We start from the raw sequence: 22,222 nt of genomic DNA, 5'->3' as shown, positions 1-22,222 counted from the left end.
CAGTCGCTCAGCGGCTGAGGCCCATATCTGACGACGCGGCCGAGCGATTCGGCTCCATTGGGAAGTCGCTGGTAAGGCGCAACGGCTTGGCTCCCTCGACGATGCGGTCTGGGTCGATGGCCGTGTGGGAGATGTCGTAGCCGCCCCAGGGTGAGCGGCCAGGGACGTGCCGCGTGCCGAAGGGCCGACGCTCGGTGACCATTGGCGCGCCCGGGACTTGCATCGCATTGGGGTCGTGCTCGGCGATCCATCTCCTCGTGGCCTTGGACATCCGGTCCTTGTCCATCGCGCGCAACCTTGACGGGACGATCGGGAGCTCGCGCCAGCCGGGGAGTGCGTGGTCGTGCCACAACTCGACTGCGCCGTTCTCGTGGTCGGTGATGGCGTTCCACTCGCACGGTTCACAGATCGTCTGGCACATCAGGTCGCCCACGCATAAGCACGACTCGTGGCGGTCGGAGTGCTTCCACGGCTCGCAGCGCAGGTCGGTCGAGTAGAGCGCGAACCCGTGTCCGGCGACCTGCGCGTTGTCGGGGACGGAGATCGAGTGGCGCCACATTCTGCTGTTGACGTGGGTCTTGTCGTGCGCGTGCAGGAACATCCAATGGTCCAGCGCCGCGTCGAGCTCGGCCGGCGGGTAGTACGCCGTCGTGAAGTGCAGGGGAGCACCACGCCACTCGGGAGTCGACTCGACGGCCGCCTCGTGGAAGATCCCCTCGATGTCGAAGGCGAGCTGCTCCTCGCTCACAACGTCGCTCCCACGTCGAGGAGCCAGTTGGCCCACGCGAGTGCTCCACCGGTCAGCACTGCACCGCCAAGTGCGACGAAAAGCCCGACCTTCGCCTTGCTCGCGGTCTGCCAACTGCCTTGAGCCGAGCCGATGGCCCAGGTCGCCGCGCAGATGACAACCATCAGGACGGCGACGATCAACCCGTAGGTCAGCAGCGCACCGACGATCGCGCGGAGCTGGCTAGAGCCGCCGACGGCACCGAAGTCGGGGCCGACGAGAGGCAGAATCGCGGGGATCTTCATGGTCATCAGGTGCTATGCCCGAGCCGTCCAGTGACAATGGTCGTAGTGTCCGCCGGTCACGCTGTTGGGATCGCGCATCCCGCCGCCGTCGTAAGGTCGCCAGCCCTCGTACGCTCGCGCTACCGACCAGATGCGTCCCTGCCAGATGAGGTACTCAACGCCGAGGGTCTCGGCGTTCTCCTTCAGCCAGTTGGTGACCTTCCAGCCGTAGTCGAGCGCATGGCCGCTTGCTGCGGTGCCGATCGAGTTGCCGAAGGTGCCGTCGCAGGCTCGGCCAAGGGGGTGCTCCGACTTCCCCGAGCGCGGCGACCAGCACGCCCACTGGGAGTTGGGGAAGTTCTTCTGGACCTGAGAGAGGATGTGCGCGGTCCGCTCGGTGATCTGGCCGTCCGAGGTCGGGTCGTCGACAAGACCATCGGGGTTGACGCCGTTGTACGGCGACGCCGGACCACCGCTGCTGCACCCCGCGTCACTCGTGGCTGAGCCACCCTCGACGTTTGCCGCGCCGTTCGAGGCCATCCAGGGCTCCGGGTCGACTGGTGCAGCGTCGGTGCCGCCGGGTCGGACCTCGAAGTGCAGGTGTGTGCCGGTGGAGTAGCCGTCGGAGCCGACGTCGGCAATGTACTGCCCGGCGGTGACGGTATCGCCGGCTTCGACATGGATGCCATTCGCGTACATGTGGGCGTAGCCGGTGGCAACCCGCTTTCCTCCGACGGTGTGCTCGATCAGAATGAGGTGGCCGTAGCCCGTGGCTGGTCCGGCGAACGCCACGCGGCCGTCGGCGGCGGCGAGGATGTGCGTCCCGGCTGGCGCGGAGAGGTCGACGCCGGTGTGCAGCTTGTACTCGCCAGTGACCGGGTGGACCCGCATCCCGAAGCCACTTGTTCGCACCCAAGTCCCGCCAGGGAGCGGGACGACCACTCGGGCGGTCTCGGGGAGCGTGGGCGCAGCCCCACCGACCGGAGTAGATGCCGGCGAAATGAGGCACTGGTTCTCGGCCTGCGCTGCTGGACTCATGAGCGCTCCAAGACCCAGCAGGATGCAGGCCGGGCCGAGAAGGAGGGCGACCAGTCCGCCAGCGACAACCTTGCCCATCGGTCAGTCCAGCGGCTTGCCGAGCATCGACAGCCGGAGCAGGTGGCACTCGGGGTACGACGGGGCGCAGACGAGGAAGAGGGTGAACGCCACGTCGTGCTCGGACGAGACAGGCTCGCCCTCCCAGATCCCGGAGCGGTGGCGCGTGCCGTGGATCGTGAGGGCCGTCGTGCCGGGAAGCAGTTCGTCACCGGCCTGCGCCTCGGCTTCGGCCCACTTGGTTGGGGTGCTGACCGAGTCCACGGTGAGCCATTGCTCCGTCTCGTACTTGGTCAGTTCGACCCACGCGTCCTGCGTCGGCAGGTAGTTGTCGAGGTCGGACACCAGGCCGGGCGTGGACTCGCCGGTCGGGTCGGCGACTTCGATTAGTAGCTCGATGTGGTCGGTCCTGGAGACGAGCGTCGCGGTGTTCCACGCGAAGATCGCCTCAGCGACCTGACGAGCGAAGGTCTCGGGGTCCGACGTCCGGCGCAGTTCAGGGAGTTCGGTCACTGCCGGGACGTCGTGGACCTCCGTCAACTCGATCGGCGCCTGCGCCTTGGTCGACGCAGCGCTGGGGGAGTGCGCCCGGTGGACCAACACGGCGTACGTCACGAACGCGATCAGCAACAGGGCGGTTGCGACACCGGCGACGATCAGGCGTCGGCGGCGGAGGTCGTCAGCTGTGGTCGGGTAGAGCATCGGCGTGGCCTTCGTGAGTCGGGGTGGTCACGACTCAGGTGTGCCGCCCGACTCCTTGGCGAGGGCGACGGCTTCGGCGAACGCCTTGGTCTCGTCGATGACGCGCAGGAAGAGCGCCCAGTCATCGGGCTTGATCTCGCGGGCGACTTGCTCGACGTCGTACTTCTTCGACCAGCCGTCCATCTCGGCCCACTTGAGGTTGAAGGAGCGTGTGGAGCGCTTCCGGTTGGCGGCCTCATCCTCGCGCCGCCGTTTGTTCTCCCGGATGCGACGGCGCCGGTCTTCTTTGGCTTGCTGGAGGGCCCTCTCGGCTTCCTCGTTGAGCTCGGCCTCGGCTCCGGGCGCCATCATCGCGGCGATGCGCCTGGCGGCCATCACGCGTTGGTAGCCAGGATCGACCGGGCCGCCGTTGCGGATTGCGGCCAGCTCGTCCTCAGCGACCTTCCGGACGTCCTTTGGGAGTCCGCGGTCAGCAGCCACGCGCTCGATCTCCAGGATCGCCTCCAGCCGGTTGTGGGATGCCCGCTGCGTGACCAGAAGGGCCGCCTGGTGTCGTGTCCTGCCGGGTGCTCCCGGTGGTTCCGATTCGGAACCACCGTGCTGACCTGCGGGTTTGTCATTTCCGTGTCCGAACTGCGACGCCCTCTGGCGACGGGCTGCATCCTCCTGAAGCAGGGTCTTCATCTCGTCGTACAGATGCGCGGCCTCGATGTTGGAGAGCGGCTTGTGGGTGACGTTCTCGTCCCGCTCGGCGAGGAGCCGCGTCAGCTCGTCGCTGATCCCGGACCGCACCCACACACGCAAAGTGCTCCAGGCGAGTCGCTTGGCCGCTTCGAGTCGACGGTAGCCGCAGATCAGGTAGCCGTCGGGGGTGATGGTGACGGGTTGAAGAAGGCCGACTCGCTTCAAGGAGTCCATCAGTGGGGTCAGGTCGCCGGTATCCCGGCGGTGGCGTTCGCCGACGACGATGGTGCCAATGGAGCGGTCGAGCTCGATGTGGCCGCGCTCAGACAAAGCTCTCACCTGGCTCGGTGGTGAGGTCCGGTGCGGCTGCCTCGACCATGTGGACGAGGCCCTTGTCGTCGAAGAGTTCGGTGACCGAGAAGCCCATCGCTGCTTGCTTGAGCAGGCCATGGCTCCTCGTGGTGCCCGCGAAATCGGGGTGCGGGTCACCAACTACAGCGCGGAGCACGTACATCCAAGCGTCTTTCCCGATGTCCAGGAAGCCCGGGCCGTCGCCCTCTCGGAGCAGGGACTTGTAGGCGATCTCGGGCTTGCCGCAGCGACTGAGCCTTGCGGCGACGTACTCCACCGCGAGCCGCGCACTGGTGGGAGGCCAGCCGAGGTCTACGAAGAACTCCACGACCTTGTCGAGGGCGAAGAAGGCGTTGGTCGGCTCGCCGTCAGCGTTGTCCTCCTTCTCGGCGTACGGGTCGGGCATCTTGGCGAAGAAGTGGAACGCCGGGTGATAGTCCGCGATCTCCGAATCGCGATCCGCGAACCGCTCGGCGTCGTGGTAGTCGAGGCCGGCCGTCTTGCGCGCCTGTCCGGTCGAGCAGAGCAGTCCCTCGGCGCGGGAGTCGTAGATCAGCGAGAGCTCGACGGCGTGGGTGACGACGGCCCACGGGTCCTCGGCGACGCGAGTGGATCGCATCCGCATCACCTCGAAGGCGGCGACGGCAGCATCGCTTGGTTCGAGGCCGTGCTTGTGGGCGAGGCCGGCGTACTTGTCCATCGTGTAGGTCATCAGCTCGGCGGCTTCCGGGCTGGTCTGCCACGCGTGCCGTCCGGCGTACGCGAGGTCGAGCAAGAGGAGCCGCAGCCCCTCAGCGGTTGCAAAGGTCGGTGCGGTCATAGCCCGAGTCCTTTTTGGTCGGTGATGCTCGGGCCTGTGGTGTCAGGTCGAGCGATCGAGGTGCGGGTGGTGCGGCGCGACGCCTTGGAGACGACAGCGCCAGGGCTACGACGCGCGCGGCGGGTCAGCTCGGCCTGGAGGTCGATTCCGCGACGTACGAACTTCGAGCCGAGCAGAGTCGGCATCTCGCTGGGACGAACCCAGGCGACGCTCGGCTGAGATCGGTCTGTCTCCTGCCTGGCACCGGAGCTCGGGACCGACGGGTCCTTATGGACGGCGAGGGCATCGACCGCCTTCTCGGCATCCGGGGTCGGAGCAGGTTCTGGGGGAGTGCGGTCAAGGTGGCGCACGTAGGGGTCTGGCGTGTTCACAGTCCTACCGCCTCAACCGCGTTCGTAGGGCGCGGCTGGCTCGCCGGCCCGAGTCGAGTCGCGATCCGGTACGCCGACCGGATCGTCGCCGTCGCCTCCCGCTCGGGAAGGCCAGCGGAGTACGCCGCCTCGCCGAGCAGTGACGTCGTTGTGCTCAGGTCGTGGCCCTCTTCGGCCATCCGGCAGGCCGCCCAGAACAGGCCACCGTTACGGCCGCCTTCGGGTCGGCATGCGACCCAGGCGGCGAGCTTGTCCGGCCTCGCGCCGACCGCCGGGAGGTCGGTTGGAGGGCGCATTGGCCGGGGCGGGTCGAGGAACCCTCGGAGCCCGTTGGCGTCCACCGCGCCGGGATGGTGGGATGCGACCGCGATCTGCTCGTAGCTGCGGGTTGCACCGTCCTCGCCGGTCACCCGGGAGGGCGGGACGATGATGTATCCGCCGTCACCCCGGAAGTCGATGTGCTTGCCCGGCACCTGCCACGACCGCTGCTCGCGCTCGCCTGTGTGGAGGAAGTAGGCATGCAACCCGCCTGACGGGGTGCGGACCAGCCAGGCCCAGCCTTCGACAAATCCGGCCCGCCGTGCGTGCTCGAAGGCGGGGTATCCAGAGACGGTCTTGTGAACATCGACGTCGACCACGTCGACGCCACCGGCCGCGCCGGTCGGCACGCCGATGTTGGCGTCAGGGTGTCGTCGCCACCAGAAGTCGATGACGTCCCGCTCGGCGCTGGCGTCTTGGAAGCCGTGGGCGGTCAGCGGGCGCTTGCCGCCGGGGACGCACGGAAAAACGGGGATGCCGTTGACCCCCAGGTGTTCCGCCGCCGTAGTGAGATCCGGTGCGTTGACGATGTCGTTGAGGAGCCGCGGACTCCACCGGACTGTCGCGGCTCGTGGTCGGTGCGACTGGTTCATGCACTCGACTGTCCTCAGCCTTCGCACCAAAACACGCCCCTCCTGAGAGCGCCCTCCCGGGAGGGGCGCAGAGCGGGCGGGGAACCCCGGCGGACGTTTGTGCAGGTCACGATCACATGAGGCTGCGCCCCTCCGAAAGTTGAAGGAGTTTGGCGGAGTGGGTGCGCGACCCAAATGGATGATTCATCGCTCCGGGCCCAGGGGCAGCGGCCGGCAATGTCAGCGGTCAGCAGAGGCTGCGGCAATGAGCCAAGCTGTCGGCGGTTAGGTCTAGCGTTGAACCGTGGGCAAAAGGAAGTCGAACAGACGCCAATCGGGCGACCCGTCTAAGCGGACGGCATCCTCGTCGTCGACGCGGAGGCCCATTCTCGGGTCGAGTGGCTTCAACTACTCGCGGTTCCCGCCCGAGGCATCTGACCGTCGAAGCCAAGCGAAGTACCTGATCGACAAGATCCTTCATGGCACCCCTGACGGCCGGGTCGACCCGGCGATCTCGGAGGACCTGCGCCATCACCTGGCCGAGAACCCCGGCGACCCCGAACGTGCACTGCTAAACCATCTCAACGCGCAGATGGCAGCCGCGGGCATGCCGATGGATGCAGTGTTCCCCGAAGACCTCGAAGAGGACGGCAGCGATGACCCGCAGGATTCGTAGACGCGCGGCTTCTGGCCCGGCGGCTGAGGTGCAGACTTCCCGAGTCCGAGGTGGGGAAGGGGCATGACCTCAGAGGATGCGCCGGAGGCAGAAGATACGGCGTCCAGGACAGCTCCAGGCTTCGACCTGCAGGCTTGGCTTCAATCGCGCCCGCCCCGCAATCTCACGCCCGGCGTCGACGACCAGACCTATCCGACTGCCGACGACCTGCTCGCCAAGGTCATCGACCACTACTTGACCTCACGTGAGTTCAACGGCCTGCCTGTCGGGGAGTCGACCGGCCCCACGACCAACGTCGAACAGCTCATCCGAGACGGGCTGGTGCAGCTGGTCACCTCGACTGACTACCTCAACACCCACATACGCCCCTGGTTGAAGGACGACTGGGAGCGCCAAGTCGACGAGCTCGCCGATGTGGCCTGCGGCGAAATGCAGGGCTGCATGTACCCAACACCGGCAGCCATGCGGACTCACGCTCCACAGCTGACCCACACCGCCCTGTACCGCGACCGCATGATCATGGGCCACGGCACCCTCGAGCTGGTCTTCTTCGACCTGGCCGCTCTAGAGAACTACGTCAACGACCCGGTCTTCAACTTCACCTTCGGCGATGACGGATTCCGGTTGGCCACAGCACCTAGCCCTGGGCCGGACAACGACCAACGGGCCGAAGCCGAAGCCGAAGGTACCGGTGAGTCGACACGCGACAACCCGTCCCAGACCGAGCCCGGGTACGGCGCCGATGACCCGTTGGCGATCGAGTGCGGATACGCCTACGACCACCGCGTCGACTACCGCGGCGATGAGCCGATCCGGCGCTATTGGTGTGCCTTCCTTCATGACCTGGCCAACCTTCCGGCACGCCACCAGACCAGGCTCTCGACATTCGAGCGGGACGGCACAGACCTGGTCGCACACCCGGAGTGGTGGGACCGCGAGATTGGCGGGCGATGGACAGACACCATTGGGCCGTTCACCAAGATCCTCTGGGAGCTCAGGGCGATAAACGACGTCTGGACGATTGCCTTCGGCGCGCCACTGCTATCGACCGTCGAGCGGCCGCGGGCTTGGGGCTGGGTGCTCCGGCCCACGACCGGCGCCTGGAACGAGTTCATCCTCCTGACCGACAAGCTGCTGTCGGACAACCTCCAACATAAGGGCCTTGATGCTGCCGGAGCGCCGAAGACAGACGAGGCGGGCAACCGGTTGGGCTCGCTGAGCCGGCTACAGGAACTGTTCGTCAGGGTCAGCTCCACCACGACCGTCGACAGCGTCCGCTTCGTGCTACAGCCGCTGCGCGAGGTGCGGAAGGAACGGCAGTCACCGGCGCACCGGATCGAAGACACCACGAGCGATGCGGGCATCGTCAACCGCCAGCGCGACCTATTGCGAGACATCGCCGACTCGCTGCATGGGATCAGGGTCTTCGTTCAGACCCATCCGAAGGTCCGAGCTGCGGACTGGGAGCCGCCAGATTTCATCGACAACTGGCGCCTGTTGTAGATCAGATCCCGCCGCCACCCCCGGTCGTCGCGAGTTCCGGTCCAGACCCAGACGCGCCGACTGCGGCAGGTCCGGATGGCCGCCGCGCACACTGTCTGCGGCTACCGCGCGCGCTGACGCGCACACTACGCGGCAAGAATGAGCGGTAACCGATGCCGCCGGCACGCGGCGGAATCGGCTACCTCCGCACCGAGCGGATCGCGGGGGCCCTTCGGGCACGCCTCCGCCTGGACCGGAGTTTCGTGGATTACGGACGCGCCGGAACGTAACTGTCTCCTAGAGCTTCAGGTGTTGGCATCATCGACGGCCGAAACACGCGCCGCGAGGTGACACACGCACGCGGTTCTCGGGGCCTTCGGATGTCGGTGCGGTGGTCTAGCCTCAGCACGACGGCGAACACCAAGTCGCGTAAGCGGCCATCGAACAAAGTGAGCACTATGAAGAAGCTGGACGTTGAGCTCAAGAACTGCCATGGCATCCGTGACTTGACTGCGTCGTTCAAGTTTAGGAGCGGAAACTCGGTCGCCGTCTACGCTCCCAACGGGACCATGAAAACCTCGTTCGCCCGGACGCTCGCTGACCTCGCACGTGGCATCGAGACGCAAGACCGCATGTTTCCCGAGCGTGAAACCGTTCGGAGTGTCATTGACCAAGACGGCGACGAGTTGGATGCCGGTGACGTCGTGGTTGTGCTGTCCTACGACGAGGAGTTGGGGCCCACCGAATCCACCTCCACTCTCCTCGTGAACCCGGAGCTACGTAAGGAGTACGAGGCACTGCAACTAGAGCTCCGCGAAGCACGCGACGAGCTCGTTGTGGCATTGAAGGAGCAGTCGGGGACCAAGCAAGATGTGGTCGGTGTCGTCTCTCGCGTCTTCACTCGGCAGGAAGACAACTTCTTCGCCGCCCTCGTGCGTCTCAGCTACGAGATCGAGGGCCAGGAAACTACTCCCTTTGCCGACGTTCCGTACGACGTCCTGTTCAACAACAAGGTGCAGCCGATTTTGCGCGAACCCGCCATTCAGTCGGCGCTCGCCGACTACGTGACCCGGCTAAACGAACTGCTCGACGAGTCGACCTTCTTCAATCGGGACTCCTTCAACTTCTATAACGCGGCGAATGTCACGAAGAGTTTGGGCGACAACGGGTTCTTTGCGGCTCGGCACTCGATCCTGTTGCAAGGGGAAAGTGAGGACCCCAAAGAGGTCACCAGCAAGGCCGATCTCGACGCGCTGATTGCCGTTGAGAAGCAGCGCATCACTGACGACGATGCCCTCCGGAAGAAGCTCGAGGCCGTCGAGAAGGCGCTCAACAAGAACGTGGACACCCGAGCCTTCTTTGACTACATCGCCAAGCACGTCGAACTGCTTCCCGAGTTCACCAACGTGGACTTGTTCGAGCAGAACCTCTGGAAGTCCTACATTAAGGCACACGAGGGACTCTATGAGCGAGTGGTCACCTGCTTCAAGGATGCGGAGAAGCGAAAGAAAGAGATCGAGGCGCAGGCCGCTGCCGAAAGCACGCAGTGGGAACGGGTCATCGATATCTTCAACGACCGGTTCTTCGTTCCGTTCCGGCTCATTGCGACCAACCGCGACCAGGTGGTGCTCGGTCAGGAGAAATTGCTGAAACTCGGCTTCGAGTTCGAGGAGGGTGCCGAAACAACTCCCGTAGAGCGTGGAGACCTGCTGGATGTGCTGAGTAACGGCGAAAAGAAGGCGCTTTACATTCTGAATGTCCTGTTCGAGGTTGAGGCGCGAAAGTCGTCCGAGCGCGAGACTCTGTTTGTCATTGACGACATTGCGGACTCTTTCGACTACAAGAACAAGTACGCGATCATTCAGTACCTGAAGGAGATGTCAGAAGAGCCGAATTTCAGGATGATCCTGCTCACTCACAATTTCGACTTCTTCCGCACGCTGGAGAGCCGCGCCGTCGTGGGGTATGACCGTTGCTTCATGGCGCAGAAGGGTGAAAGTAGACTCATGCTGAGCCAGGCGGTGGGTGTCAGGAACCCGTTCATCAATGACTTCAAGCTGAAGTTTTTCGAGGACGGCATGAAACGCGTCGCCTGCATCCCGTTCATTCGAAACATCTTGGAGTACACGAAGGGCGAAGATGACCCGGAATACATGAATTTGACCTCGCTTCTACATTGGAAGAGCGACACTTCCTTCATCACTCAGCAGGACCTCGATTCCATCTTCAATGGAGCATTCGGCAGCGAAGGCTCTTGGCCATCACCCGCCGATTCCGTGGCGGACCTCGTGATCGCGCAGGCGAACCTCGCTCTCAAGGCAGACGAAGGCGCGAACTTCGAGAACAAGATCGTCCTGTCAATCGCCATCCGGTTGCTGTCAGAAAGTCACATGGTGACGGCGTTGGCGGATCCGGACTTTACGGACAACATCCAGGCTAACCAGGCCCAAGCACTATTGAAGGCGTACAAGAACCGTGGGCACGGCAGCGTCGAAACGCGTGAGGTCTTGGACGGTGTGGTGCTGATGACGCCCGGGAACATCCACGTCAACTCGTTCATGTACGAGCCGATCATCGACATGTCGGATGCTCACCTTCGGAGGCTGTACACAGATGTGTTGAGGTTGAGCGAGGCGTCCTGAGGCCAGTGCCGAGGGTCAGATGCCGTGATGTTCCGCGGCACTGACGCAAGCGATTCGTGGTCCTACCTGAATTCGACGAGAGGATGGGCTGAAGTCCGGGCTTAGATGCTTCGCGCCGGCTTTTGGCAAAGAACTCCGAGGGTTCGGTCTGAACCCGTTCGTGAGGAGCTGGAGCTGTCTACGCATGCGCGACCTGTGTGAGGCACACGATCCGTTCACAAAAGGCCCCTGCTGCAGTTCGCCCGCTAAGTCGGGCAGGGCCTCCGGTGTGACCGGCGAACAACAGTGCGTCAATCTGGGCCGAAATGCAGCCTCAGGCTCGCAGCCCGGAACTCGCGATCTCCTGTTGCATCGGGACGCCCGAAATCAGGTGGGCGGAGGACGCTTGGAGTTGCCCCAGCCCTCCTTGCCGACGATGTCCTTGGTCCGCTTCGGCGGGTCGATTGGCGGAAGACGGTCGTCGGTGCGGTTGAAGACGTCGTCGTTGAGCATCCTCTCGATGGCCTCGCCGTGGCCCTCGGCGGCGGCGACCTTCACCAGGTCGAGCCGACAGATGTCGTCGTATGGCGCGGCCTCGCAGGCGGTCTCGGCGATCGTCCTCGCCACGTCGAGTTCGCCCTTGGCGAGTGCGTCGACGATGAGGAGGTGGGCGGTGTCGACGATTGCGCAGCCGACAGTCTCGTGGACCCGCTCGGTGTCGAGTAGCCAACTCCAACCCTTGTCGCGAAGCAGGCTGAACGGCCGCCCCTGGACCAGGGACATGGCGGTCCGCAGGTCCGTGATGCCCTCCGCGCCGCGCGCCTGGCCGCGGGCACGCAAGCGCCGGAACAGGTCGAGGTCGACGAGCACGTCCAGTACTTGATAGGTCTTCACGCCTGTCTCCAGATAGACGGGCGATTCGTTGGCTGGCGGCAGGTAGAGGCCGCCGGTGCGCGGGTTTGTCCCGAGCCAGTCGCGCAGTGCACTGACTTCCGTCCTTGCCCTCGACGCGGCTACTCCGAACGTGTCAGCCATCTCGCTGGCGGTCGCGCCCTTGGGGTGCAACGCGAGATAGGCGAAGATCTCGACGAAGTACGGTCGGCGCTTGAGGATGACCGGCTTGGCCTCGCCGTACGCTTCGGCGTTCACCGCGCCGAGGAGGACCAGACGAGGGCGCTCCACCTCGGCGTCGAACCAGTCGGCGACGTCCTGGTCGAGGGTCGGATCGGCTTCCTCGACCGTACGACGGACCTGCTCTGGCACGACCGGGGCCAGAGTCTCGACATCCTCGACGGTGGTCGCCGCAACCTCGACGTACTCCTCGGCCGACTCGGGCAGGAGTGAGCCTTCGCCAGCCGGTCCATCCTCGCGCACGTCGGTCAGCTCTTCGCGGAGGGCGCCGGCCCGGTCAGCGAGTGCCATCCAACCGTCGGCGGCCTGCTCGAAAGGCGCGATCTTGACCGGCTCGCTGTCGCGGGTGAGGTCGACGATCGCAGCGCACGCCTTCGCCTCCTCGCTGGTCAGTCCGGCGGCTTCGAGATCGAGTCCGAGGGAGGGCGCCCGCAGACGCCCGGTCGGATCGACCTCGATGACCGTGGATTCGGGAAGGGGCGAAGCCAGGGACACCAAGGCCGTGCCGATCCGCGAGGTCGGCGAGTGAAGGAGGGGCGCAAGTTCGGTCGTCCCGTCGCCGGTGGTGATGACCGCGCCATACGGGTCGGGATCACCCAAGCTGTTCTCCAGCGAAGCGGTGACGGAGCGGAGCAGAGTCGGAACCACCTGCTCGCCGTCCTCGTGGTGCCGCAGGCGGAGTGAGTCGAGCGGAGCGAGTTCCTCGCCCAGGCCGATCACGTTCACCTCGACGATGGCCGACCACGGGTTGAGGGCAAGCTCGGCCGCGATGTGCCGGGCGAGAGCTTTGGCTCGTTCCGGGTCGCCCGCGAGCGCCACGACGCCCAGGTGCTCCAGGTTCACGAGGTGGAGGCCGTCGTCGTCCTGCCCGATGGTGACGAGCAGTGGGTAGGGCGGCAGCACGTCGCCGCGCTCGGGCAAAGCTTCACCGAGGGTGAGGCACCAGTCGGAGCCTGCGCCCGTCCACGGTCCCGGCAGGTCTGCGTCCTCGGCGAGGTGCAGGGTCACCGTGCCTTTGGCGAGCGTGGCGGTGATGACCTGGGGCAGCGCCCGACCTGCGTCTGAGCACTCGGCAGCCAGGTGCATCAGCGCCCGGTCGAGATCCTCGATGACCTTGGTGAGCGGGGCGCCAGACACGAAGGCGGTCTTCTCGACCGCGCGGAGCCCTTCGGGAGGAGGGGCGATGGTCTGCCCGGGTCGGCGGTAGCGGAGTTGGGTGTTGCGGTGCGCGCGCACGGCGAGCAGCACCAGCGCCGCGAGAGCTGCGCCCGCCCCGGTGAGGCCGGGCACCAGCCAGCCGGGTGCCGACGACTCGACGTCGTCTGCCTCGTTGATGCTGCTCTCGGCAGGCGTGGGTTCCTGGTCCGCCGACGCGGTCGGCTCAGTCGTCGGGTCGACACTCGGGGGCTCGACCGGCGGGGTCACGTCAACCGGTGGTTCGACCTCGACGGGCGGCTCCTCCGGGACCTCGGCCTTGTGCTTCGTCCGCCCGGGAATGGTGATCTCCCAACCCGGCCGGATCACGTCCGGGTCGGTCAGCGTCACGCCGTCGGGCTGCACGGTGTCGCGGGATGCCTCGAAGAGCTCGGGGTAGCGCATCGGGTCGCCCAGCCTCGCCTCGGCGATCTCCGACAAGGTGTCCCCAGGCTGCACGACGTACTCCTCGGCGGGACCGTCGGTGTCGACCTCCGACGCCTCGTACGGCACCTTCAACACGGTGCCGGACACGATGAAGTCGGGGCGTCCGTTCAGGGCCGCCTTGTTCAGGTCGACGATCTCGGTGAACCGGGTGCCATCGCCGAGCAGGCGTTCGGCGATCTTCCACAGGCTGTCGCCGCGTTTGACGGTGTAGTCGATCGTCGTATTCTCCGTCGTGGGTGAGACGGCGGTAGCCAGGAGGGGCGCAGCCTGGGGGAGGAGGGGCGCAACCTCGACGGCTGCGAGTCGTGGCGCTTCGAGGACGGGCGCAGTCGCCGCGCGGGCGGGGGCAGTCGGGAACGCCGCGACCACGGTGGGAGCAGCAACGAACAGCAGCGCCGCCACCGCGACCAGTTGGCCCACCGCCCGCTGTGGAGCGCCGAGTCCAGGCAGTGTCGGAGTCGGGAGGCCTCGGATCTGCGAGACGACTTCCAGGACGACGGAGATTGCCACGACCAGCCATGCCACCCACGCCACCGTCGCGATCGCGGCCATCGCGAGCGTGCCGTCGTCTGGGGTGGTCAGAAGTGTTCGCAGCTCGCCGAGGTCGGCCTTCCACGGTGCGGCACCGATGCCGATGAGCAGGAACGGCACCCCGGCAACGAGAAGCAGGAGGGCGAGCGTGGCCGCGAGACCTCGAACACGCTGGGCAAACGTGGGCTGGGTCATTGTTCGCTCCCTCCGAGGCTGCGGACGAGTCGTGCTGAGGCAGTGCTGGTGACGGTCAGGTCACCGATGCCGATGAAGCTCAGGAACTTGGGTTTGTAGGTGTCGGAGACATCGACCGTGATGGTGTCTCCGCCGTTGACGGTCACCGTGCCGGTGACGCCCGAGGCGCTCAGGTAGTCCTCGGCCGCGTTACGTGCCGCGACGGTGTCCACCGCGACGTACTCACCCTTGATGGCGGGCGCGGCCTGCACCTGCTCGCCGCCCGTCCGGGCAGCTTCGGCGGCGATGTTGTGAGCACGCTGTTTGGCGTGGACCTGTCCGCCGAGGTCGACGGCGAGTCCGACGAGCATCATCATCACGAAGCTCGACACCGCCAGCCAGATGCTGATGGAGCCGCGTTCACCGCGAGTTCGGTGCGTCATGCCCGCTCCCTCCAGGTGTCCAGTGGCGAACTGCTGGTGGCCTTGATCAGGCGACTGCCTGGGACGCCCGGAACGGACAGATCGGCCAGATCGAGAAGGCATTCCACGGTTGCCGAGACCGACCCGGCCTCGCCGACGGTCTTGCCGAAGTCGGACACGTCGACCGACACCGTGACGCTGATGCAGTGAATGTCTTGGTTGGCCAAACTGGCCTGCGCCGCGGCCTTCGCCTCGCTCTTCGCCTCGGACGCCGTGCGGGCGATGGAGGCGGTGCGGGCGGCGTCGGCGGCGGCGGACTCGACGGCCGAGTGGGTGGTGGCGGTGCGGCCACCGAAGATGATGAGACCGACGAACAGCGCGAAGGCAGGCAGGCCGAGAGCGGCCTCGACCGCAGCCGAGCCCCGCTCGTCCCTCATGCGCGTCCAGGTCATCACGGAGCGGTCAGCCTCTCGACGGGCAGCGACGCCGTCTGGACGATCGCCGGGCTCCAGCCCGGGATCACGCTCAAGCTGTGACCGGTCACTGTCACGGTCACGGTGGTGGCGGTGCGATTGGCGGTCGCATTCGCGCCGGTGAGTACGTCGTCGCCACCAGCGTCGGCGATGAACGAGGAGGCGGCGTTGACGCCGTCGGCCTCCTTGCCGTTCTCACCGCCAGCGGCCCTCGCGCCCTCCTGCGCAGCGGCTATCGCCACCGTTCGGGCGTGGTAGAACAACGCGGCCTGAGTCCCGAGGAACATCACCGCGAACAGGGCAGGCAGCAGGATTACTAGCTCGATGGTGCCCGAGCCGCGTTCGTCCCGCCGCCTACTTGATGTTGCCGGCTTGGCTTTCAACGTAAGCCTTGATGGCTGCGACGACGATCCCGACGATGGCGATGACGGCCACGGCCCAGAGCACATGCTCGGTCGTGACAGAGCCTCGCTCGTTGCGGACCCGCAGGCGCGCATCGACGCCCAGATGGAGCATGAGTAGGGGTGCGAGCAATCGGTTCATAGTGGTGTTTCCTTTCCTGGATGGGTGCCCTTTCGTGGGGTTGGGGTTGTCAGGTGTTGCTGAACATCCGCAGCAGGGATGGAGCGACGAGCAGCGCCATGAAGATGACGCCGAGCAGGGAGCCGGGGATGGTCATGCGCTCGCCCACAGCGTTGGCCTCGGAGATCTCGTCGTTGAGCATCGCCGTGCGCATGGCGGCCGAACGGGCGCGCAGGTTGGTGTAGACCGACGCGCCCTCCTCGCCGGAGAGCCGCATGATGTCGGCGAAGTCGTCGAGCTCGGGCAGGCCCAGCTCGTCGGACAGGGCGTGCAGGGCATCCCAGGGCGGTTGGCCCGACCAGCGGGAGCGAGTCAGCTCCTCCGAGAGGCGCGTGAAAACCCACGAGTCGCCGACCTCGGCCGCCGACTCCATTGCCTGTCGTACGCCGGAGCCGTTGTTCCGCTCCAACGCCACCAGGTCGATGTACGCCCCGAGCGCTCGAGTGAACTCCAGGCGAGCCTTCCGGGCGTCGTCGACCGCGTTGTAGTTGGGCAGGAAGAACATCACGACCGCCAGCCCGACTGACGCGATGGCCGGGACCGCGATGGGGAAGCTCAGCCCGATCTGCTCGAAGAAGAACGCCAGGAGGGGCGGGATCACGAGCCCCATGAGTGCCATGACGATCTTGTCGCCGTAGAACCTCGCGAGCGGGATACGGAGGAGTGCGAGCTCTCGCGTCGGAGTCCTGATCCAGACGGCCGGGGGCAATGCCTTGATCGCCCAGACGCCGATGCGCTCCTTACCCTTCGCAGTGGTGACCGGACCAACGGCGTTCGCTCGCCCGCGGGCAGGAGTCAGTCGGCTCAGCGCCTCGGTGAGGTCCGGCGCGGCAGGCATCAGGCGGGCAACGAGCAAGACCACGCCGAGCCCGAGGAACGCCCCTCCCAGCAGCGCGATCTGGAGTCCGGTGGTCATGCTGCGCCTTCCCTCGTGACCCGGACGGGAGCCAGGAACCTGGGCATCGCGCGTCCGATCGCCATGCGCTTCATCCAGACCAGCGTCGCGACGTTCATCGCCAGCAGCGCCACGAGGATGACCTGCCCGAGCGGACTCTGGTACGGCTCGACGTAGGTGCCCGACACCGCCAGGATCACCAGCACCCCAACGCTGATGAGCGTCACCCAGCGTGCGGTGGCTCGGGGCTTGGCGCGGTCGGCCTCGACCTGACGCCGGGCGCGTACGTCGGCCGCCACCGACTCGGCCAGACCTTCGAGCACGCTCGCCAGCCCTGCGCCCCTCCTTCGGGAGCCGAGGATCAGGTTCGCAGCCACGAGGTCACCCGTTGCGTCGTCGAGCTCGTCGGCGAACGCCCGCAACGCATCTTCGGTCACCCAACGTGCGCGGAGCCGGGCGACCAGCCGGGTGACCTCGGGAGCAATCGCGGCCGGTGTGGATCGGAGTGTGGCAACCAGCGCCTGCTCCAGTCCAACCCCCACGGTCAGCACGCCTGAAAGGGACCGGGTCCATTCCTCCATCGCTTCGAGGCGCTCGATCCGCTCCGCTGCCGAGGACGACGAGAGCAAGATAGGCAGGCCGACGAAAGCCACCGGGACGATGACCAGCGCGAGCACCCAGCCGGTGACCAGGAAGGCGACGGTGCCTGTGGCCAAACCGCCGAGCAGGAGCATCCGGGTCTGCTTGGTGATTGTGCGGACCTTGCGGGGGCGGGAGGGGCGCTCGACGACATGGGAGGGGCGCAGCCCGACGACGAGGGCGATCAGGCCGCCGACCACCAGCGCGCCGGCCAAGGCCGGAACGAGGACGATCACGACCGCACCTCCTGTTGAGCGAGGTAGGTGCCGAGGTCGAAGCCGTACGTCGCGAGGCTTCGGTAGGAGTCGGGCAGGACCGCTGGAACGGCCGTCCCGTCGGCGGCTGGGGCAAAGACGTGAGTGGCGGCATAGCCGGTCTCGCGCTCGCCGGGGTCGAGGGCGATGACTTCGGCGACCCGGCGCTGCCGGATGCTGCGCCCCTGCTGCCGATAGGTCCGCAGGTCGAGGTGGACGATGAGGTCGACGGTCGCCGCGAGCTTCGAGGTCGCGAGTTCGTGGGTGACGTGCGGGCCGGCCTCCATCGCGCAAGTCACCAGCTTGCGGATCGCCGCGACCGCGTCGGAAGCGTGAGTCGTGGAGATGGACCCGGTGCCGGACTCCATCGCCTTGATCATCGCCCAGATCTCCTTGCCTCGGACCTCACCGACGATCTGGCGGGAGAGGTTGAAGCGGAACGAGTCGACGAGGGCCTCGTCGAGGGTGAACTCACCGGCCGCTCGCCCGTCCGGACCTCGTTCACCGGACCCGGGACGGGCCTCCCACGGGTGGACGATGCGGTGCCGGTCGCGCAACTCGTGCAGGTGCAGCTCGTACTCGGTCTCGAAGGTGCCGATCGCCTCCAGCGGGTCGATCTCGGCGCACAAAGCTCGAACCAGGGTCGTCTTGCCCGCGCCCTGCGATCCGGACACCACGATGGACTTGCGGGACCGCACCGCCGCCCGCAGGAATGACGCTGCGACAGGAGTCAGCATCTGTCGAGTGACGAGGTCGCCGAGCGTGACTTCCATCAGCCGGTGGCGACGGATCACGACGGAGGGGCGCGGCGTCACCCACGCAGCAGCGGCGAGCCGCGAGCCGCCATCGAGACGCAGATGCAGGCGCGGTTGTGCTTCGGAGAAACCGCGAGCGTTGACCTCGGATCGGGACGCGAGGAAGACCAGGAAGTCGACGAGCTCCTCGTCGGAGTCGGCCACGGGTGGGCCGTCGACCTGTGAGCCGTCAGTGAGTTCGAGCACGACGTTGTCGTGGCCGGTGATGATGATGTTCTCGATCCGGTCGTCGTCGACGAGGGGTTGGAGGCGGCCGAGCCGGAACAGCGAGTCGAACACCGCACGGGCCAGCGCGTCCTGCTCGGCGCCGGGGAGTGTGGTCATCCCGGCGTTCACCCGGTCAGCCAGGGTCGTCTCGATGAGGTCGAGCACAATCGTCCGGCCCAGCTCCTCCTGCGCGACCTTGTTGAGCCGTCCCTTGTCGGCCGCAACCGCCTGACTGAGCTGCTCGGAGGCTTGCGCGCGCAGCGCAGAGACGAGCGACCAGTCGAGGCTGCTGCCGATGGGATGGGTGCTCATGGTCGACAGGTGTGCCACCGGAGCCATTGGATGGCCACGGTCGAACCTCTCAGCCACCGGCGGAACTGGCTGCGTGAACAGAGGCAACCCTGTCAGCGGGGTGGTTTCGTAGTCCTCGGATCGTTCCGTCGTCATGAGCGGGCTCCTTCGAGCAGCTCGTTGCGCCGGCGGGTGATCGTCGAGTGGATCGAGGCGGTGGCCGCAGTGAGCGCCCTTGCCAGCGGCCCGGTCTCGAACCGCTTCGGCGGCTGGGCTCCACGCGAGAAGACCGCAGCCGACTCCGGATCGTCGGCCAGCGGCGCCAGGACGGGCAGGTTCACCGCTGCGGTGACGTCGTGGGCGTGGTAGGGCTGGCCCTCGCCGATGAGCAGGACGGCCGACTGGTGCCAGTCCAGGGCGGGGCGCTGGAACGCCTCTGCCCACGAGCGCAGGGCCGAGAGGTGGGGGAGCGTCGTCCTGCTGACGAGCAGGGACAGGTCGGCGGCATCGAGCAGCGGTTGGGGTGACCCGTGGAGACCGAGTCGGCCGGCATCGACGATGACGTCCTGGCCGGTGGTCTCCAGTTCGCCGAGTGTCTCCGCCAGCGGTGCCCAGAGATCCCGCAGTGCACTGGCCTGGGTGTGCGAGCGGGTGCCCGCGACGAACGACACCGTGGTGCCCTCGATGGGGCGTGCGACGTCGGCCAGCGCATCACTCAGGTTGTTCGCGGTCAGCGCCAGCTCGATGAGTCCGCCGTCGTACTCGCGGGTGCCGCGGAAGTAGCCGGCCAGCAAGCCGGAGCCGCCGGTCGGGTCGGCTTCGACGAGCAGGACCGGGCGCGGCCACAGCAGTGCCAGCCCGAGCGCTGTCGTGGTGACGCCGGGGGAGCCGGAAGCGGAGGCGAGCGCGACGACAGCCATCAGCGCTCCCGGGAATCTAGGATGAGGGCGATGTTGCCGGTCGCGATTCGGGTGGCGAGCACCGCGGCATCAGCCTTGGGAACGAGCAGGTCGACGACTGTCTGTCCGGTGTCCTCGGAGGTGTGGACTCCGACGATGGTGGCGTCGTTGCTCAATGGCGTGCCAGCTGGGAGGTCGTCGCCTTGGGATGGGGTGGCGACGACGCGGACCTGGTCTCCGTACCGAAGTGCAAGACCCGGCGCTTGAGCGGGGGTGAGCGCGACGCCGACGACCGACTCGCCTGCGCCGGGAACGACCTCAGCGGCGAACGCACCTGGTGTCAGCATCCCGCCAGAGGAGATGTCCATCGCCGCCCGCTGCCCGACCACCCGATCGAACTCCGAGGCTGGCACGGGCTTGAGGGCCGGGTCCGCGCTGAGCTGCACCCGGGCAAGGTCATCTGCCTCGATGACGGAGCCACGTTCGATGGAGTGCCGGGCGACGAGCACTTCTTGGGTGTTGGTCGTCGCGGTCCAGGCCCAGCCGGCGAGCAGCGCGCCGATGCAGATGGCGCCGATCGCGGCGGCTACGAGTGCTGGTCGTCGACGCAGCTTCGGCGGAGGCACGAGCGCAGTAGCGGCCGGACCCTCCTGATTGAGGGCCCCGTCGACTCGGGTGGCTGCACTACTCATACTCATCGCCTCTCCGCTGCCCGCTACTGCACGAGCACCTGCGCTTCCCCGACCGCAATTGCGACGGTCCGTGTCAGGCCGTTCAGCCGGATGGTCCCGGTTTGGCCTGCCCCTTCCCATGTGATGACCCAGTCCGAGGTGGCGGTCACCGTGTACTTCCCGCCCGCCTGCTTCGAGCTCGACTTCTCATAGACGTGCCCGCAGTCGGGCGACTTCGAGTTGCCGTACGCCGACTTGTACGGCGTCCCGGCAGTTGGGCACTCGACCGTGGCGCCGTCGCCCATGTCCCAGGTGATCTTGTGCAGCTTCGCCGTGGCGGTGACCGTGATCCCGCCCGCGGAGGCCGACTCCGTGATCGGGCCGACGGTGTGCTCGTCAGGGTTGGCAGCCCACATCCACACGGGCATGCCGACGATTCCGATGCTGTCCTCACCTGGCTCAGGTGTGATGCCGATGTCGATGGCTCGCAGGTTCATCTCCTGAATCGCGACCTGCGCGACCTCGCCGGGCGTCGGCCCTGCGCCGGAGTTCGGCGGCGGGTCCTGCGACCAGATCCAGATGAGCAGGTCGGTCTGTGGCTGGTAACAGTTGTAGACGGCACCGTCGCCTGGCTCGTGGCCTTGCCAGTTCGGATCGCCGGCTGGCGGTTGCGGGTCGAGCAGCGAGATATAGCACCGGTAGCCGTTCGACCAGTACCCGTACTCGGTGGAGCATGGGACAGGCCCGGGCGGAGGCTTCGTGATCCCCTGATCGCTCCCGTCCCAGAAGCAAGCGGCACCGCCCCCGGTGTCCTTGGGTCCGTCGTCGCCACCGTCCCCGGGGTCGCCGGGTGTTCCGGGGACCTCGACGTAGATCAGGCAGACACCGGTTTCAGGGTCCGTGACCTGACAGACGGTGTCGGCGTACGACGGCGCCTGGGCGAGGATCAGTAGACCCGCGACGGCGAGTGAGGTGACGACGACACGGGCTACAAGGCTTCGCATGGTGTGCGCTCGATGTCCTGGCTTGAGGCAACACGCCACGAGCCGTCGGGATCGGTGTCCCACCGGTAGTTCGACACGAGGAACTGAATCCATCCGGTGTCCGGTCGGTCCGGGCTGATGACCGACTCGCCGTTCTTGTCGACGACGTCGACGTCGCTCACGTCGAAGCAGAGGTCGATCTGGACCGTCGGCACCTTGCCGGCCTTCGGGTCTGAGTTGTCGAGGTTGACGGACTGCACTTCCAGCTCGACGATCTTCGTAGCGCCGGTCTGGTGGAGGCCTTGCTTGCGCTCCGTCGTGAACAGGTTCTTCTGTGCCGCGAGCTCGGTGCTGATCGCGACCTCGTCGAGCAGCCTCAGCGGCTTGCTCGGGTTTCGGCGAAGGTCGTTTCGCACCTCGTAGTACTTCCGGAGAATGGCAGACGCCGCCTCTGATGCGATCTCGCTGTCAGACTGCGGCGTTGGGGAAGTCGTGGTGGTGGCCGGCGAGCTCGAACTCGAAGTGGGGGTCGGGGTCGCCGCCGGGTCATTGCCGTCGGAGGCACAACCTCCCATTGCGATCGCCACCGCGGTAACGGTCGCCAGGAGCGCGAAGTGTCGTGCGTTCGTCATGGCCGAGTCCTGGTCGCCTTCGCGAGACCATCCCGAGAAGGACGCGTACGACGCCCTGACGGCGGGCCGACTGGGTCGTCGCATTCGTATCGTACGTCACATCCGGGGCGTTGAACCGGTTCGATTTTCACGTTGCCTCCTCGCTCCGTGCGACCGAGTGCCGCCTCGTCTCCCAGGTGTGCCGCACCGGCCGCACCGCGACTCCGCCCGCCCTGACCGGCCGCACCCTCCTTCTCGGCATACACGTCATGCAGAACGAGGTGGGCTCTGTGGCCCGGG

At 66.5% G+C, this 22,222-nt stretch carries 22 protein-coding genes; 3 read left to right on the top strand and 19 right to left on the bottom strand.

Annotated elements, in window-relative coordinates; all coding sequences use genetic code 11:
- Positions 1-7: 7 nt before the first annotated feature.
- The 7 genes from K6T13_RS09880 to K6T13_RS09850 all read right to left on the bottom strand — a co-directional run bounded on the left by K6T13_RS09880 (position 8) and on the right by K6T13_RS09850 (position 5,945).
- The gene (locus K6T13_RS09880) at positions 8-748 is read right to left on the bottom strand and encodes a DUF6349 family protein (RefSeq protein WP_222894418.1); all 741 of its coding nucleotides are present in this window, start codon (positions 746-748) and stop codon (positions 8-10) included.
- On the bottom strand, positions 745-1,038 hold the full coding sequence (locus K6T13_RS09875) for a DUF6112 family protein (RefSeq protein ID WP_249423716.1): 294 nt from the start codon (positions 1,036-1,038) through the stop codon (positions 745-747). The genes K6T13_RS09880 and K6T13_RS09875 overlap by 4 nt, the downstream gene beginning before the upstream one ends.
- A 6-nt stretch (positions 1,039-1,044) precedes the next feature.
- On the bottom strand, positions 1,045-1,902 hold the full coding sequence (locus tag K6T13_RS09870; protein ID WP_249423715.1) for a M23 family metallopeptidase: 858 nt from the start codon (positions 1,900-1,902) through the stop codon (positions 1,045-1,047).
- 228 nt (positions 1,903-2,130) lie between these two features.
- Complete coding sequence (locus K6T13_RS09865) at positions 2,131-2,808, bottom strand: hypothetical protein (RefSeq protein WP_222894416.1); 678 nt, start codon at positions 2,806-2,808, stop codon at positions 2,131-2,133.
- Between the two features lie 27 nt (positions 2,809-2,835).
- A complete protein-coding gene (locus K6T13_RS09860) occupies positions 2,836-3,822 on the bottom strand; it encodes a ParB N-terminal domain-containing protein (RefSeq protein WP_222894415.1) in 987 nt (328 codons plus the stop codon).
- Complete coding sequence (locus K6T13_RS09855; protein WP_222894414.1) at positions 3,815-4,663, bottom strand: hypothetical protein; 849 nt, start codon at positions 4,661-4,663, stop codon at positions 3,815-3,817. The genes K6T13_RS09860 and K6T13_RS09855 overlap by 8 nt, the downstream gene beginning before the upstream one ends.
- A gap of 367 nt (positions 4,664-5,030) precedes the next feature.
- Positions 5,031-5,945, bottom strand: coding sequence for a bifunctional DNA primase/polymerase (locus tag K6T13_RS09850; RefSeq protein ID WP_222894413.1), 915 nt, complete (start codon positions 5,943-5,945; stop codon positions 5,031-5,033).
- A gap of 283 nt (positions 5,946-6,228) precedes the next feature.
- On the opposite strand from K6T13_RS09850, the gene K6T13_RS09845 reads away from it, so the two are divergent.
- The 3 genes from K6T13_RS09845 (at position 6,229) to K6T13_RS09835 (ending at position 10,724) form a co-directional block, all read left to right on the top strand.
- Complete coding sequence (locus K6T13_RS09845) at positions 6,229-6,600, top strand: hypothetical protein (protein WP_222894412.1); 372 nt, start codon at positions 6,229-6,231, stop codon at positions 6,598-6,600.
- 63 nt (positions 6,601-6,663) lie between these two features.
- Positions 6,664-8,103 (top strand): hypothetical protein, encoded by a 1,440-nt coding sequence (locus K6T13_RS09840; RefSeq protein WP_222894411.1) that lies wholly within the window; start codon positions 6,664-6,666, stop codon positions 8,101-8,103.
- Between the two features lie 437 nt (positions 8,104-8,540).
- Positions 8,541-10,724 carry an ATP-binding protein gene (locus tag K6T13_RS09835; protein WP_222894410.1) on the top strand — a complete coding sequence of 728 codons (2,184 nt, stop codon included), beginning with the start codon at positions 8,541-8,543 and terminating at the stop codon, positions 10,722-10,724.
- A gap of 366 nt (positions 10,725-11,090) precedes the next feature.
- On the opposite strand, the gene K6T13_RS09830 is transcribed toward K6T13_RS09835, so the two are convergent.
- Genes K6T13_RS09830 through K6T13_RS09780 form a run of 12 tightly spaced genes read right to left on the bottom strand, consistent with a single transcriptional unit; the run spans position 11,091 to position 21,943 of the window.
- A complete protein-coding gene (locus tag K6T13_RS09830) occupies positions 11,091-14,201 on the bottom strand; it encodes a LysM peptidoglycan-binding domain-containing protein (protein ID WP_222894409.1) in 3,111 nt (1,036 codons plus the stop codon).
- The gene (locus K6T13_RS09825; protein WP_222894408.1) at positions 14,198-14,623 is read right to left on the bottom strand and encodes a TadE/TadG family type IV pilus assembly protein; all 426 of its coding nucleotides are present in this window, start codon (positions 14,621-14,623) and stop codon (positions 14,198-14,200) included. The genes K6T13_RS09830 and K6T13_RS09825 overlap by 4 nt, the downstream gene beginning before the upstream one ends.
- Positions 14,620-15,054, bottom strand: coding sequence for a TadE/TadG family type IV pilus assembly protein (locus K6T13_RS09820; RefSeq protein ID WP_222898240.1), 435 nt, complete (start codon positions 15,052-15,054; stop codon positions 14,620-14,622). Before K6T13_RS09820 ends, K6T13_RS09825 begins: the two co-directional genes overlap by 4 nt.
- Positions 15,054-15,458 carry a TadE family protein gene (locus K6T13_RS09815; RefSeq protein WP_249423713.1) on the bottom strand — a complete coding sequence of 135 codons (405 nt, stop codon included), beginning with the start codon at positions 15,456-15,458 and terminating at the stop codon, positions 15,054-15,056. Before K6T13_RS09815 ends, K6T13_RS09820 begins: the two co-directional genes overlap by 1 nt.
- The gene (locus K6T13_RS17445) at positions 15,430-15,618 is read right to left on the bottom strand and encodes a hypothetical protein (RefSeq protein WP_249423712.1); all 189 of its coding nucleotides are present in this window, start codon (positions 15,616-15,618) and stop codon (positions 15,430-15,432) included. The genes K6T13_RS09815 and K6T13_RS17445 overlap by 29 nt, the downstream gene beginning before the upstream one ends.
- Positions 15,619-15,667: 49 nt before the next feature.
- Positions 15,668-16,573 carry a type II secretion system F family protein gene (locus K6T13_RS09810; RefSeq protein ID WP_222894406.1) on the bottom strand — a complete coding sequence of 302 codons (906 nt, stop codon included), beginning with the start codon at positions 16,571-16,573 and terminating at the stop codon, positions 15,668-15,670.
- Entirely contained in the window at positions 16,570-17,427 is an 858-nt protein-coding gene (locus K6T13_RS09805; RefSeq protein WP_249423711.1) for a type II secretion system F family protein, read from the bottom strand. Before K6T13_RS09805 ends, K6T13_RS09810 begins: the two co-directional genes overlap by 4 nt.
- Complete coding sequence (locus tag K6T13_RS09800; RefSeq protein WP_222894405.1) at positions 17,424-18,914, bottom strand: TadA family conjugal transfer-associated ATPase; 1,491 nt, start codon at positions 18,912-18,914, stop codon at positions 17,424-17,426. Before K6T13_RS09800 ends, K6T13_RS09805 begins: the two co-directional genes overlap by 4 nt.
- Positions 18,911-19,678, bottom strand: coding sequence for a P-loop NTPase family protein (locus tag K6T13_RS09795; protein WP_222894404.1), 768 nt, complete (start codon positions 19,676-19,678; stop codon positions 18,911-18,913). The genes K6T13_RS09800 and K6T13_RS09795 overlap by 4 nt, the downstream gene beginning before the upstream one ends.
- Positions 19,678-20,349, bottom strand: a complete 672-nt coding sequence (locus K6T13_RS09790; protein WP_222894403.1) for an SAF domain-containing protein — start codon at positions 20,347-20,349, stop codon at positions 19,678-19,680. The genes K6T13_RS09795 and K6T13_RS09790 overlap by 1 nt, the downstream gene beginning before the upstream one ends.
- Before the next feature lie 23 nt (positions 20,350-20,372).
- Entirely contained in the window at positions 20,373-21,332 is a 960-nt protein-coding gene (locus K6T13_RS09785) for a hypothetical protein (RefSeq protein ID WP_222894402.1), read from the bottom strand.
- Positions 21,317-21,943 carry a hypothetical protein gene (locus K6T13_RS09780; RefSeq protein WP_222894401.1) on the bottom strand — a complete coding sequence of 209 codons (627 nt, stop codon included), beginning with the start codon at positions 21,941-21,943 and terminating at the stop codon, positions 21,317-21,319. The genes K6T13_RS09785 and K6T13_RS09780 overlap by 16 nt, the downstream gene beginning before the upstream one ends.
- Positions 21,944-22,222 lie beyond the last annotated feature (279 nt).

Origin of the sequence: Nocardioides coralli, from assembly GCF_019880385.1 — a bacterium.
In the GTDB taxonomy this organism is placed as follows: Bacteria; Actinomycetota; Actinomycetes; order Propionibacteriales; family Nocardioidaceae; genus Nocardioides; species Nocardioides coralli.
The sequence above is the reverse complement of the archived record's forward strand: the minus strand, read 5'-3'. Positions and strand labels throughout refer to the sequence as shown.

What these genes read in the sequence shown, in the direction of transcription:
- K6T13_RS09875 (WP_249423716.1), bottom strand. Translation starts at nt 1,038, where the DNA reads ATGACCATGAAGATCCCCGCGATTCTGCCTCTCGTCGGCCCCGACTTC.
- K6T13_RS09870 (WP_249423715.1), bottom strand. Translation starts at nt 1,902, where the DNA reads ATGCGGGTCCACCCGGTCACTGGCGAGTACAAGCTGCACACCGGCGTC.
- K6T13_RS09865 (WP_222894416.1), bottom strand. Translation starts at nt 2,808, where the DNA reads ATGCTCTACCCGACCACAGCTGACGACCTCCGCCGCCGACGCCTGATC.
- K6T13_RS09855 (WP_222894414.1), bottom strand. Translation starts at nt 4,663, where the DNA reads ATGACCGCACCGACCTTTGCAACCGCTGAGGGGCTGCGGCTCCTCTTG.
- K6T13_RS09850 (WP_222894413.1), bottom strand. Translation starts at nt 5,945, where the DNA reads ATGAACCAGTCGCACCGACCACGAGCCGCGACAGTCCGGTGGAGTCCG.
- K6T13_RS09840 (WP_222894411.1), top strand. Translation starts at nt 6,664, where the DNA reads ATGACCTCAGAGGATGCGCCGGAGGCAGAAGATACGGCGTCCAGGACA.
- K6T13_RS09835 (WP_222894410.1), top strand. Translation starts at nt 8,541, where the DNA reads ATGAAGAAGCTGGACGTTGAGCTCAAGAACTGCCATGGCATCCGTGAC.
- K6T13_RS09830 (WP_222894409.1), bottom strand. Translation starts at nt 14,201, where the DNA reads ATGACCCAGCCCACGTTTGCCCAGCGTGTTCGAGGTCTCGCGGCCACG.
- K6T13_RS09825 (WP_222894408.1), bottom strand. Translation starts at nt 14,623, where the DNA reads ATGACGCACCGAACTCGCGGTGAACGCGGCTCCATCAGCATCTGGCTG.
- K6T13_RS09820 (WP_222898240.1), bottom strand. Translation starts at nt 15,054, where the DNA reads ATGACCTGGACGCGCATGAGGGACGAGCGGGGCTCGGCTGCGGTCGAG.
- K6T13_RS17445 (WP_249423712.1), bottom strand. Translation starts at nt 15,618, where the DNA reads ATGAACCGATTGCTCGCACCCCTACTCATGCTCCATCTGGGCGTCGAT.
- K6T13_RS09810 (WP_222894406.1), bottom strand. Translation starts at nt 16,573, where the DNA reads ATGACCACCGGACTCCAGATCGCGCTGCTGGGAGGGGCGTTCCTCGGG.
- K6T13_RS09800 (WP_222894405.1), bottom strand. Translation starts at nt 18,914, where the DNA reads ATGACGACGGAACGATCCGAGGACTACGAAACCACCCCGCTGACAGGG.
- K6T13_RS09795 (WP_222894404.1), bottom strand. Translation starts at nt 19,678, where the DNA reads ATGGCTGTCGTCGCGCTCGCCTCCGCTTCCGGCTCCCCCGGCGTCACC.
- K6T13_RS09790 (WP_222894403.1), bottom strand. Translation starts at nt 20,349, where the DNA reads ATGAGTAGTGCAGCCACCCGAGTCGACGGGGCCCTCAATCAGGAGGGT.
- K6T13_RS09785 (WP_222894402.1), bottom strand. Translation starts at nt 21,332, where the DNA reads ATGCGAAGCCTTGTAGCCCGTGTCGTCGTCACCTCACTCGCCGTCGCG.
- K6T13_RS09780 (WP_222894401.1), bottom strand. Translation starts at nt 21,943, where the DNA reads ATGACGAACGCACGACACTTCGCGCTCCTGGCGACCGTTACCGCGGTG.